Source organism: Furfurilactobacillus cerevisiae (assembly GCF_048961765.1).
In the GTDB taxonomy this organism is placed as follows: domain Bacteria; phylum Bacillota; class Bacilli; order Lactobacillales; family Lactobacillaceae; genus Furfurilactobacillus; species Furfurilactobacillus milii_A.
This window is the reverse complement of the sequence record NZ_CP185253.1, coordinates 2,279,097-2,291,165: the sequence shown is the minus strand read 5'-3', so window position 1 is coordinate 2,291,165 and position 12,069 is coordinate 2,279,097. Positions and strand designations below refer to the sequence as shown.

Below are 12,069 nucleotides of genomic sequence, written 5' to 3'. Positions count from 1 at the left end.
ATGTCAATTTTAGTTGCCGGTGGTGCCGGTTACGTCGGTTCACACATGGTGGATCGTTTAATTGAAAAGGGTTACGACGTGGTTGTTGTAGATAATTTATCTACTGGTCATCGCGCTGCTATTAATGAAAAGGCACGCTTTTATCAAGGCGATACCCGTGACCGCGAGTTTCTGACCAGCGTTTTCGAAAAAGAAAACATTGATGGTGTTATCCACATGGACGCATTTTCCATTGTGCCAGAATCCATGAAAGATCCATTGAAGTACTTTGACAACAATGTTTATGGCATGATTACGTTGTTGGAAGTGATGCATGAACAGGGTTGCAAACGGATGATTTTCTCATCAACTGCTGCTACATATGGTGTTCCTGAACGGATTCCGATTCATGAAGACGATCAGAAAAAGCCAATCAATCCTTATGGTGAAAGTAAGCTGATTATGGAACACATGATTCATTGGTGTGACGTTGCTTACGGCATTAAATGGGTTGCGCTTCGTTACTTTAATGCGGCTGGTGCTAAAGCTGATGGTTCCATTGGTGAAGATCACCACCCAGAAACACATTTAATTCCAATTATTTTGCAAACGGCACTTGGTGAACGTGACCATATTGATATGTACGGTGACGATTACGATACACCAGATGGCACTAATGTGCGTGACTATGTTCATATTCTGGACTTAGCAGATGCTCATATTTTGGCATTGAAATACTTGGACGAAGGCAATGAGAGTCGTGCGTTTAACTTGGGCTCATCCACTGGTTTTTCTGTTAAACAGATGGTTGAAGCAGCTCGTGAAGTGACTGGGAAAGAGATTCCGGCCAAGATCGCACCACGGCGCCCCGGAGATCCTGATTCATTAGTCGCTGAATCGGAAGATGCTCGTAATATCCTTGGATGGAAGCCGCAATATGATGATGTTCATGACATTATTAAGACTGCATGGGCTTGGACACAAAGTCATCCAAACGGTTATGAGGATCGTTAGTCTGCTTTGATTTATTGTTAACTTGATTTACGTAAAAAAACTTCGTTTGCGCAACGAAGTTTTTTTCGTGGTTATCAAAAAAATAGTGAAGTGCTTAAGCGCATGGAAACACATGAACTGTGCCTTATTAGTCCTCGATTTAAGGCATTTTAAGAGACGCACAGTTAACGGGCTAATGTTTGTGAAAAGACTATGACATATTGGGAAGTTCACGCGCCCATGTTAGATGTGTTAATATTATTGCTGTCTATAGAACACTGAACGGAAAGTCAGGATTTACATGAAGGTTCTCGCGTTAGATACATCAAACCAGCCAATGAGTGTTGCACTATTGGTTGATCAAAAAGTTATTGCTAAAAAAACAACTGCAACGCAATTGGATCACAGCGTCCAACTGATGCCGACAATTACTGAATTGATGGCAGATCAGCAGTGGCAACCGGAGGACCTAGACCGTGTGGTCGTTGCCCAGGGTCCTGGTTCTTATACTGGATTGCGGATTGCTGTGACAACAGCGAAGACTCTGGCAGCGACACTTCACATTCAGTTGGTGGGGGTATCGAGTTTAGCTGTGTTGGCAGGCAGTGTCCAAACGGAAGGAACGTTTGTCAGTCCTATTTTTGATGCACGAAATACGCAGTTATATGCTGGTTTGTATCAAATTAAAAACGGCCAGCCCGTCCCTGTTATTACAGACCAACACACCAACATCCCGGATTGGACCGCGCAATTGAATGCGGCCGGTCATCCCGTAACGTTAATTGGTGAATTGACACGTTATCACGATGTCTTATCAGATGCACTTGATGTTCCGGTCACGTTTACTGAAGGCGACGATAACCTGCCTGATGCCGGCGTGCTAGGGCAATTAGGTATGCCGCTTAAAGCTATTGATGATATTGATTCTTTCGTGCCCCAATACTTACGTCTGTCGCCTGCTGAAGCTCAGTGGGCAGCAGCTCATCCAGGAGAAGACCACAAAAATTATGTTGAAGAAGTATAAGCAGGCTTTTCAAAAATGGTATCGGCGCCACTTTGCCAGTGAGGTTCGACAACAGCAGGCCGAGGATTTGGACATCAAGAATCATCGGTTGATGATTCGCGATACCCAGTACTTTTTGGGTCGTGCCCAGTTTCCAGATGTTCCTGAAATTGTAGGGGTTGAACGGGCAGTTTACGACGGCAAGACCCCTTGGGACGCACAGGCGTTTGCGAACGAACTTAAACGAAAACAGGATCGGTTATACTTGGTGATTCGTAAAAATGATCAGCTGATTGCCTTTGCTGGATGTTCGTTTGATATCCAGCGGAAGGATGCCCACATCACAAATATCGCCGTATTACCTGATTGGCAGGTGATGGATGGTCTTGGTGAATTCTTAATGCGCGCTTTGATTCGAAAGGCACGGCATATGGGGATGCGACAAGTTACCTTGGAAGTTCGAATCAGTAACAAACGGGCACAAAACTTGTATCACAAGCTTGGTTTCCGTCAAACGGGGATTAAGCGTGGCTATTACTTTGGTGATCACGAAGATGCCGTTGACATGATGGTTCCCTTAATTAAGGCCCCAACAAGTGAGTCAAGCCATGAATAATCAAGTTATCTGTGAACCGTTTCATCCGCAAAGTGTGCAACGTGGGGCGGCCTTGATTGAAGCATTGGGTGAGGCTGCATATCCGACCGGCGCGCCGTGGTCAGAACCAGTAATTGAAGAGAACATGCAGGCACCAACCAGTGTGTACTGGCTAGTTCGAGTAGCAGGTCAGCCCGTGGGCTTTCTTAGCGGAACCAAAGTCATTGATCAATTGGAATTGACTAATTTGGGTATCGTAGGATCATGGCAAGGTCATGGTCTTGGTAAACAATTATTAACGACTTGGCTCAAACGATATGAAGCGGGGACAGTGGTAACCTTAGAAGTTCGGGTTCATAACGAGGCTGCATTGGGGCTGTATGAGAGTCTCAACTTTCATAAATTGATGCGCCGGCCTGACTATTACGACCGTCCCGTCGAAGATGCCTGGATTATGCAAAAAAAGATAGAGTGATGCCGAAGCCCTGGGAGAAGTTGAGCAATAACGTGGAAGGCATGGCATTCGGTGGTTTTCCGAATGAACCGCCTTCCGGGTTATGCGCAGACTTCTGGGCGACAGGTGCACGTTTTAGAAGAGTGATGCCGAAGCTCGGGAAGGTTCGAGCAACAACGTAAAGGTGGCAGCGTGCAAGCGCACTTTGCTTGTAGGATAACAACTTTGGGTTGTGCACAGGATCTTGAGCGACAGGTACACGTTTAGAGTGATGCCGAAGCTCGGGCAGGTCCGAGCTCAAAAGGAGAAAACAGTGACAGAAACACGTGAATTGATTTTAGCCTTTGAAACTAGTTGTGATGAAACGAGTGTTGCTGTTGTGGAAAACGGGGAGCACATTTTAAGTAACTTTGTCGCAACGCAGATTAAGAGTCACCAACGATTTGGTGGTGTCGTGCCGGAAGTGGCCAGTCGCCATCATATCGAGGAAATTACCATTGGCATTCGCAAAGCATTGACTGAAGCAGATGTGACGCCTGAAGAATTAACGGCTGTTGCAGTCACTTATGGACCAGGTTTAGTCGGATCGTTGCTAATTGGTGTGACTGCTGCCAAGACGTTTGCCTTCGCCCATCATTTGCCGTTGGTGCCCGTTAACCATATGGCGGGTCACATCTATGCGGCCCGTTACGTCGAACCTTTGACGTTTCCATCGCTTGGGTTGTTAGTGTCTGGCGGTCATACCCAGATCGTGTTGATGAAGGCAGCGGGGGAATTCGAAATTATTGGCGACACCCGCGATGATGCCGCCGGGGAAGCCTTTGATAAAGTGGGCCGCGTGCTGGGTATTCCATATCCTGCTGGTAAGGAAATTGATCGGCTGGCGCACGAAGGCCACGATACGTTTAATTTTCCACGGGCGATGATCCATGAAGCTAACTATGATTTTAGCTTCAGTGGCCTTAAGAGTGCGTTTATTAACACGGTGCATAATGCAGACCAGCGTGGTGAACAGTTAGATCGCGCAGATTTAGCTGCAAGTTTTCAGGCTAGCGTGGTGGACGTTTTGGTCACCAAGGTATTATCTGCTCTGGAACGGTACCAAGTTAAACAGCTTGTGTTGGCTGGCGGCGTTGCGGCAAATCACGGTCTTCGTGACGCTTTGAAAGCTAAGATGGCACGTTTTGCACCACAAACGAAGCTTGTCGCTGCGCCACTGGCATTATGTGGTGATAATGCGGCAATGATTGGTGCGGCTGCGCATATTGCTTATGCTAAGGGTGATCGTGCTGACATGAGCCTCAATGCAGACCCGAGCTTGGAATTTCCTTGGCTAACTGGCGTTGAAGCATAAAATGTAAATATAGGTGCAACTGAAAAAGGGATCACATCAATGCGGCAAGTAGCCGGTTAGATGTGATCCCTCTTTTAATTGTCTGTTTAAATCACTGTAGGTGGTGATCATTATTATAGGCTTCCAATGCTTCGCCAGCTGCTGCCCACTTTTCTGACAGACTGTCACTTTGTGCATCCAGGTCGTCCAACTGATGTTGAAGGTCCGTTAACTTACCGATGTCACTGGCGTTTTCAGGCGCCTGCATTGCCTCAGTTATTGTCTGGCTTTGTTGGTCAAGATCGTCAATTTGCGTTTCCAACTCATCGACAGCGCGTTGCAACTTTCTTTGCTCGCGTTGTTCAGCTTTATTGGCGGCATAATTTGATACACTGGCAGTTGACGAGTTATCAGACTCAGTTTCGTGATGCTCGGCATCAGCCGACGCTGACCGCTTAGCGAGTTCGGCCTGATAATCATCGTAATCGCCTTCAAACCACTGCGTCCCCGAGGCGGACAATTCAACGATTTCTGTGGCGATCTGGTTGATGAAATAACGGTCATGCGAAACGAATAAAACAGTCCCCATGAAATTGTTAAGCGCTTCTTCCAGTACTTCTCGCGAATCGATATCTAAATGGTTCGTCGGTTCATCAAGAATTAAAAAGTTGTCATGATCAAGCGACAATTTAGTTAGTGACAAACGGGCACGTTCGCCACCGCTTAAATTATGAACGGGCTTCGCAACGTCATCACCAGTAAAGAGAAAACTGCCGAGTAGGGTGCGCACATCCCGTTCGGGCATGGTAGGATGCTCGTCCCACACTTCGTTTAAAACGGTTTTCTCATCGTGAAGCACGGCTTGTTCCTGATCATAGTAGCCAATCGTAACGCTGCCACCAATCTTAACGGTGCCCGCTAGCAAGGGGAGTTGATGCAGAATTGATTTTAGCAGGGTCGATTTTCCAACCCCGTTAGGTCCGATAATGCCCACAACATGTTGTTTAACAACGTGAAAGTTTACGTTAGTTGCCAGTGGATGATCGGGCTCATAGCCAATGCTGACGTTGTCGACATTGAGGACTTCCTTGCCACTTTCGCTATCAGATGTGAAACGAATCCGAATAGATTGATCATCATCTTTAGGCGCTTCCAAACGGTTCATTTTCTCCAATTGCTTGCGCCGTGACTGAGCCCGTTTAGTGGTGGATGCGCGAACAATGTTACGATTGACGAAATCCTCAAGCGCATTGATTTGTGTTTGTTGTTTTTCAAACGCCCGTTGTTCGGTTTTGATTCGTTCGGCCTTTTGGGTTAAGTAGGCAGAGTAGTTGCCATGGTAGTGAGTCAGGGTGTGCTGATTCATGTCAAACACATCCTGCACCACGTGATCGAGAAAGTAACGGTCATGTGAAACAATCAAGACTGCACCAGGATAGCCTTTCAAGTAGTCTTCCAACCATGACAACGTTTCAATATCCAGGTGGTTAGTAGGCTCATCCAAAATAAGTAAGTCAGGCTGTTGCAGCAAGTACTTTGCGAGTGCGAGCTGTGTTTTTTGACCACCAGAAAAGCTCATGACATTGCGTTGAAAGGTGGATTCATCAAAGTGAAAGGCGTGTAAAACACCACGAATTGAAGCCTGGTAGCCATACCCGTTGTTAGCCTCAAAATCATGTTGTGTTTGGTCGTAAGCATTTAACAAACGTTTGTAAGCGTCACTTTGATGATCAGCAGTGGGATCGGCAATTTGCTGTTCCAATTCGCGCAGCTGTCGTTCTTGTTGCTGCTGGGTAGCAAAAACCGTCAGCATTTCATCCCATACAGTGTTGTCTGAATCGAGCCCAGCATCTTGTGGCAAATACCCGATGGTCATGCCCTTGGCAACCGATACTGTACCTTCATCGGGATCATTAATACCAGCGATAATTTTAAGCAAGGTGGACTTGCCGGCACCATTTCGACCAACCAGTCCTACACGGCCGTGGTCTTCAATTGTCATCGAAACATGTTCAAACAGGGTGTCTGCGCCAAAACGGCGAGCGACCTGTTGAACCTGAAGAACTAACATATGCGTACTCCTTCATCTGGATTAGTTAAACACTATTCTAGCATGTTCAGCGCGGTGACACTATGTTGGACTGTCAGTCCACGAAAAACGTTTCGAATGGTCAAAATTGGGGCAGATTGTGAAGAGCAACATTTTTGTCGTTGTGATTAAGCTAACAAGACCGCCTGTTTTACCCTTTTTGAAACAGGTATAAAGGCTTGTATATTTGCTAGTTTTACCCCGGCATTTTACGAAATGCCCTTATCAGTTTGTGAAATGCCCGAAGACTGGTATGAAATATGCTTCACAATAACCGTCCTTATGCTATAATTTACGTATAGTTTATTTTCACAAACAAATGTAGGATTAAAAGGAGTGAACCGCTGTGGCTGAACAACGAATTCCACGCGCGACAGCAAAAAGGCTGCCGATTTATTACCGTTACTTAAATATTTTACTGGATGCGGATAAAACGCGCGTTTCGTCCACTGAGCTGTCTGAGGCTGTTAAAGTCGATTCAGCGACGATTCGCCGTGATTTCTCTTACTTTGGCGCATTGGGCAAACGTGGTTATGGGTACGATGTTCCTAAACTGATTGAATTCTTTAAAAAGATTCTCAATCAAGATCAATTGACTAATGTTGCGCTGGTCGGGGTTGGTAATCTTGGGCATGCGTTGCTTAACTTTAATTTCCATCAGAACAGTAACGTTCGAATCAGTGCTGCTTTTGATGTTAATGACAATATCGTCAACACGGTTCAAAGTGGTGTCCCGATTTATCCGTTGTCAGAGATGGGTAAACAGCTGCGTGATCAACAGATCGCCATTGCAATTATTACGGTGCCAGAAAACACGGCGCAAGAGGTCACTGACGAATTGGCAAAGGCTGATGTACGCGGAATCTTGAACTTTACGCCACGGCGGTTGTCTGTTCCTGATACGATTCGGGTTCAAAATGTTGATTTGACTAACGAACTCCAAACGTTGATCTATTTTATTGACAATTATGGCGAGCTGTTAGGCGGAAATGAAAAGTCTCAAGATTAATTAGAAAACTGAATTATTGCTTCTTGAATAGGCGTTTGGGGTGTTGGTCAGACAAAAATGGTTTGACTTAATCTCCAAACGCCTTTTGTGATGCGGTTCCTAAGACAGCTGACAAACTTTTTGACTAAGTTTGACCAAAACACTTGCATTCAGAAACAGGCATGGTTATCATAGAGCATGTTGTTAGCACTTAACGTGTAAGAGTGCTAAAAGCATTTAATTTCAACGAAATTATTGGAGGGATTAACGTGTTAAAACCATTAGGAGATCGCGTTATTTTACAAGCTGCTGAAGAAGAAGAACAAACTGTTGGCGGCATTGTGCTTGCCAGCAACGCTCAAGAAAAGCCAACCACTGGGAAGGTTATCTCAGTTGGTGAAGGCCGCGTCTTAGACAATGGTACAAAGGTTGCACCATCTGTTAAGGAAGGCGACACCGTTATGTTTGATAAGTACGCCGGCACAGCAGTATCGTACGAGGGTAATGATTACCTCGTTCTCCATGAAAAAGACATTGTCGCAGTTGTGGACTAGTTAAAGTTTACAGTGCGTTTGAACGATAAAAGAAAATCACAATAAATTACAGTTGAGGTGGAAATTCACAATGGCTAAAGATTTAAAGTTTTCTGAAGATGCCCGCAGCGCAATGCTTGCCGGTGTTGATAAATTAGCAAACACAGTTAAGACGACCCTTGGACCTAAAGGCCGCAACGTCGTTTTGGAACAAAGTTATGGTTCACCTACCATCACTAACGATGGTGTCACGATTGCCAAGGCGGTTGAATTATCAGACCACTTTGAAAATATGGGTGCTAAGTTAGTTGCTGAAGTTGCTTCCAAGACCAACGATATCGCTGGTGACGGCACAACGACTGCAACTGTTTTGACACAATCCATCGTTAACGAAGGGATGAAGAACGTTACCGCTGGTGCTAACCCTGTTGGCATTCGGACTGGGATTGAAAAAGCAACGAACGCCGCTGTTGATGCTTTGCACAAAATGAGCCACGACGTTAAGACTAAGTCTGATATTGCACAAATTGCGTCAATTTCAGCCGCTGATCCAGAAGTTGGTAAGTTGATTGCTGACGCTATGGAAAAAGTTGGTAACGATGGTGTTATTACCATTGAAGAATCCAAGGGAATTGAAACAACTTCTGATGTTGTTGAAGGAATGCAGTTTGACCGTGGATACATGAGTCAATACATGGTTACTGACAATGACAAGATGGAAGCTGACTTGGACAACCCTTATATCTTGATTACAGATAAGAAGATTTCCAACATTCAAGACATTTTGCCATTGTTGCAATCTGTTGTTGAGCAAGGCCGTGCATTACTTATCATTGCTGATGATATTACTGGTGAAGCTTTACCAACGCTTGTTTTGAACAAGATGCGTGGGACATTCAATGTTGTTGCCGTTAAGGCGCCTGGCTTTGGTGACCGTCGTAAGGCCCAACTTGAAGATATTGCTGCTTTGACTGGTGGCACTGTTATCACTGATGACCTTGGTCTGAACTTGAAGGACACAACTGTTGATCAGTTGGGTCAAGCTGGTAAGATCACGATCACTAAGGACAACACGACTATTGTTGAAGGCGCTGGTGACAAGGCTGCTGTTGACGAACGTGTTGCAAACATCAAGTCTGAATTAGAAGCAACAACTTCTGACTTTGACAAGGAAAAGTTGCAAGAACGTTTGGCTAAGTTATCTGGTGGTGTTGCACGGATTAACGTTGGTGCTGCTACTGAAACTGAACTGAAAGAACGTCGTTACCGGATTGAAGATGCCTTGAACGCAACACGTGCCGCTGTCGAAGAAGGCTTCGTATCTGGTGGTGGTACTGCTTTGGTTAACGCTATCGGCGCCGTTGCTGACTTGAAAGAAGAAGGCGACGTTCAGACTGGTGTTAACATTGTTCGCCGTGCCCTTGAGGAACCTGTTCGTCAGATTGCTGAAAATGCCGGTCGTGAAGGTTCAGTTATTGTTGAAAAGCTGAAGTCACAAAAGCCTGGTATTGGTTACAATGCCGCAACTGATGACTGGGTTGACATGGTTGATGCCGGAATCGTTGACCCAACCAAGGTTACCCGTTCTGCTTTGCAAAATGCTGCTTCTGTTTCATCATTGTTGTTGACGACCGAAGCCGTTGTTGCTGAAGAACCAAAGCAAGATAATGGTGGTGGCGATGCTGCTGCCGCTGCACAGGCTGCTCAAATGGGCGGTATGATGTAGCTTAATTGAACATCAATGCTGTTTTGTTAACTATTAACAGCAAACTTAAAAGTCAGAACCTACGCAATGCTTTCGTAGATTCTGACTTTTTGTTTTGCAGCAAACATTAACGATGACTGCCGTTGCGTCAGCCAAAGACGCCGTTTCATGGGACCGGTCTCAGCCCCGCAAAGACCACGTGTCTTTAACCTCGACTTGGAACCGAAGTGCACGTTTCCAAGCTCGTCCGACAATTCTAAGTGGCATAAATCTCGCCACTAAGAATTGTTATCACGAAACTCTGTCTTTGTCTGACTTCACTAACATCAGCAAGTGACTCGCACATTTAAAAGTCGCACGTTGAGATCGATAAACAAACGTAAATGACATCAACTGTAATATTAAATATTGCAGCGGCGATTGCATCATTGAGATGCTATTTGATTAAACTGATCCAAGCCGGCGCCGGTTCCCATGAAAAGGATTGTTTGACCTTCATAGCGACAGGATCGGTTGAATCCAATTCTCCAAAAATCGAAACGAGTTGGGTTCGTTTGAACAATTGGAGTTGAATTTTCAGAAGGTCGATAACATGATGGGCATCATCGTCGACATCCGTGAGCCAACCAACGTCCAAGGACGATTCAGCATCACCGGGAAAAACGAAACTCAAGGCTTTGAATTCGCCATCAACAAGTGTTGCCAATGACCAGTCGAGATAGGGCAGTTCACCATCCACGTTCCGAGCCCAATTTTCAATGCTTAGGTGAGCAGCGGGATTATCTTGGTGAACCAGCTCATACTGTTCGCGCAATAATGTGAGCGCTTTGTTCTTCATTGTTGGTTGTTGCCAGACCTCACGTAACGTGGTCACATTATCAGGGAGTGCAGTGTCTGCTAATGAGACTTTATCGAGCAACAAATCAGGCATCCACGTTTTACGGAAAATGTGATAGCCCTGTTTTTCAAAATAGGCAGTCTTTCGTGTTTGAGGTTCCCAATACATGACAATTAACGGTAACGTAATGCTTAATTCATCAAGCCGAGCTTGTTCTCGGGATACTAGACCAGACAGAACTTCATTTGTCGGAATTGACCGTGGACTCAACACAATTCGGATGTTTTGATGATGAGGATGCACTTGGTTTTGCCAACTTGTGATGAAACCAAGGGGATGATCGTTTTCATCAACGGCTACAAAGGTGAGGTCGGGATTATTATTTGCAAAGTATTTGAATTGATCATCACGATCTGCCGCGGCAAATGCCACGATTTTGCTGAGATCAGATGGTCTAACGTTACGAATTGTTATTTTCATGAGATTTTCCTTAAAGTTGAGTTGAAAATTTATGTACATGGTAGATTGTAAAATTAATCCGAACGCTGTTCGGACAAAAAAGATCAGCTTCCTTTAAAATGGTGTTTACCACAAACCCATCTTTTAGGAGCTGATCTTTTGTCTAGTATAACCTATTCCGAACGAATTAAAATCGAAACCTTTTGTGAACTAGGGCTGTCCAATATCCAAATGGGCGTTCGGCTGAACCGATCACCGTCAACAATTTCTTATGAATTATCTCGATGTCAACCTTATCAGGCTGAATTAGCACAAACAGATGCCGAATACAAGCGATCACGATGTGGTCGGAAAACTAAGCTGAGCGATGAGTTAAAGCAAAAAATTCTCAACCATTTACGTCTAAGCTGGTCACCAGGAATGATTGCTCACGAATTTAAACTAGCTACTAAATCTATTTATAATTGGCTAAATCAGGAGAGAATTGATTTCTCCTTGAATGATCTACCTGAACATGGCGTACGCCAACGGCGTAACGTTGACCAACGATCCAAATATAATCAATCTTTGGGGCGATCAATTGAACAGCGTCCCATGATGATTAATCAACGTAATCGCATCGGCGATTTTGAACTAGATACAGTCGTTGGTCCTCGTGGGCATAGTAAGGCAGTTTTATTAACTTTAATCGATCGAAAATCACGGTTCCTTTGGGCATACCGGTTAAAAGATCGGACGACAGTGACTGTTAATGAAGCACTAACTAAGTTCCTAACCACTTTTAATGGTCCGGTGCACAGCTTTACTGTGGACCGTGGCACTGAGTTTAGTGGGCTAGTATCACTTGAATCACAATATGGTATTAAGACCTATTACTGCCATGCTTATACGCCAGCTGAACGTGGTAGTAATGAACGCTTTAATCGGAATTTACGTTATTTTTATCCTAAAGGGACTCGTTTTGAACACATTAGTGCTCAAGATTTAACGACGACGTTACTCCAAATTAACCAGCGACCGCTTAAAATACTCGACTGGCAAACACCGTATCAGGTTATGCTGACAAATTTGTCCAAAAATTCGGATTAAATTTGCAATCT

The 12,069-nt window shown here is 44.8% G+C and carries 11 protein-coding genes; 9 read left to right on the top strand and 2 right to left on the bottom strand.

Features of this window, described 5'->3' with window-relative positions; all coding sequences use genetic code 11:
* From galE to tsaD, 5 genes are all read left to right on the top strand, one after another.
* Positions 1–993 carry a UDP-glucose 4-epimerase GalE gene (gene galE, locus ABUE36_RS11345; RefSeq protein ID WP_161001740.1) on the top strand — a complete coding sequence of 331 codons (993 nt, stop codon included), beginning with the start codon at positions 1–3 and terminating at the stop codon, positions 991–993.
* A gap of 280 nt (positions 994–1,273) precedes the next feature.
* Entirely contained in the window at positions 1,274–1,996 is a 723-nt protein-coding gene (tsaB, locus tag ABUE36_RS11340) for a tRNA (adenosine(37)-N6)-threonylcarbamoyltransferase complex dimerization subunit type 1 TsaB (protein ID WP_161001585.1), read from the top strand.
* Entirely contained in the window at positions 1,980–2,591 is a 612-nt protein-coding gene (gene rimI / locus ABUE36_RS11335; RefSeq protein ID WP_421016763.1) for a ribosomal protein S18-alanine N-acetyltransferase, read from the top strand. The genes tsaB and rimI (ABUE36_RS11335) overlap by 17 nt, the downstream gene beginning before the upstream one ends.
* A complete protein-coding gene (rimI, locus tag ABUE36_RS11330) occupies positions 2,584–3,045 on the top strand; it encodes a ribosomal protein S18-alanine N-acetyltransferase (protein WP_161001587.1) in 462 nt (153 codons plus the stop codon). The genes rimI (ABUE36_RS11335) and rimI (ABUE36_RS11330) overlap by 8 nt, the downstream gene beginning before the upstream one ends.
* Positions 3,046–3,337: 292 nt before the next feature.
* Positions 3,338–4,378: a tRNA (adenosine(37)-N6)-threonylcarbamoyltransferase complex transferase subunit TsaD gene (gene tsaD / locus ABUE36_RS11325; protein ID WP_421016762.1), complete on the top strand. Its 1,041-nt coding sequence runs from the start codon at positions 3,338–3,340 to the stop codon at positions 4,376–4,378.
* Between the two features lie 91 nt (positions 4,379–4,469).
* Here the strand turns inward: tsaD and ABUE36_RS11320 are convergent, their stop codons facing one another.
* On the bottom strand, positions 4,470–6,428 hold the full coding sequence (locus ABUE36_RS11320; protein ID WP_421016761.1) for an ABC-F family ATP-binding cassette domain-containing protein: 1,959 nt from the start codon (positions 6,426–6,428) through the stop codon (positions 4,470–4,472).
* Between the two features lie 364 nt (positions 6,429–6,792).
* On the opposite strand from ABUE36_RS11320, the gene ABUE36_RS11315 reads away from it, so the two are divergent.
* The 3 genes from ABUE36_RS11315 (at position 6,793) to groL (ending at position 9,693) form a co-directional block, all read left to right on the top strand.
* Positions 6,793–7,455 (top strand): redox-sensing transcriptional repressor Rex, encoded by a 663-nt coding sequence (locus ABUE36_RS11315; RefSeq protein WP_017262140.1) that lies wholly within the window; start codon positions 6,793–6,795, stop codon positions 7,453–7,455.
* A gap of 248 nt (positions 7,456–7,703) precedes the next feature.
* Positions 7,704–7,988, top strand: coding sequence for a co-chaperone GroES (groES, locus tag ABUE36_RS11310; RefSeq protein WP_017262141.1), 285 nt, complete (start codon positions 7,704–7,706; stop codon positions 7,986–7,988).
* Positions 7,989–8,058: 70 nt separating this feature from the next.
* A complete protein-coding gene (gene groL / locus ABUE36_RS11305) occupies positions 8,059–9,693 on the top strand; it encodes a chaperonin GroEL (protein ID WP_161001589.1) in 1,635 nt (544 codons plus the stop codon).
* Between the two features lie 415 nt (positions 9,694–10,108).
* Here the strand turns inward: groL and ABUE36_RS11300 are convergent, their stop codons facing one another.
* Positions 10,109–10,990: a hypothetical protein gene (locus ABUE36_RS11300; protein WP_421016760.1), complete on the bottom strand. Its 882-nt coding sequence runs from the start codon at positions 10,988–10,990 to the stop codon at positions 10,109–10,111.
* Between the two features lie 138 nt (positions 10,991–11,128).
* Between ABUE36_RS11300 and ABUE36_RS11295 the strand changes: the two genes are divergently transcribed.
* A complete protein-coding gene (locus ABUE36_RS11295; RefSeq protein WP_421016461.1) occupies positions 11,129–12,058 on the top strand; it encodes an IS30-like element ISLpl1 family transposase in 930 nt (309 codons plus the stop codon).
* Positions 12,059–12,069: the final 11 nt, after the last annotated feature.

What these genes read in the sequence shown, in the direction of transcription:
- galE (WP_161001740.1), top strand. Translation starts at nt 1, where the DNA reads ATGTCAATTTTAGTTGCCGGTGGTGCCGGTTACGTCGGTTCACACATG.
- tsaB (WP_161001585.1), top strand. Translation starts at nt 1,274, where the DNA reads ATGAAGGTTCTCGCGTTAGATACATCAAACCAGCCAATGAGTGTTGCA.
- rimI (WP_421016763.1), top strand. Translation starts at nt 1,980, where the DNA reads ATGTTGAAGAAGTATAAGCAGGCTTTTCAAAAATGGTATCGGCGCCAC.
- rimI (WP_161001587.1), top strand. Translation starts at nt 2,584, where the DNA reads ATGAATAATCAAGTTATCTGTGAACCGTTTCATCCGCAAAGTGTGCAA.
- ABUE36_RS11320 (WP_421016761.1), bottom strand. Translation starts at nt 6,428, where the DNA reads ATGTTAGTTCTTCAGGTTCAACAGGTCGCTCGCCGTTTTGGCGCAGAC.
- groL (WP_161001589.1), top strand. Translation starts at nt 8,059, where the DNA reads ATGGCTAAAGATTTAAAGTTTTCTGAAGATGCCCGCAGCGCAATGCTT.
- ABUE36_RS11300 (WP_421016760.1), bottom strand. Translation starts at nt 10,990, where the DNA reads ATGAAAATAACAATTCGTAACGTTAGACCATCTGATCTCAGCAAAATC.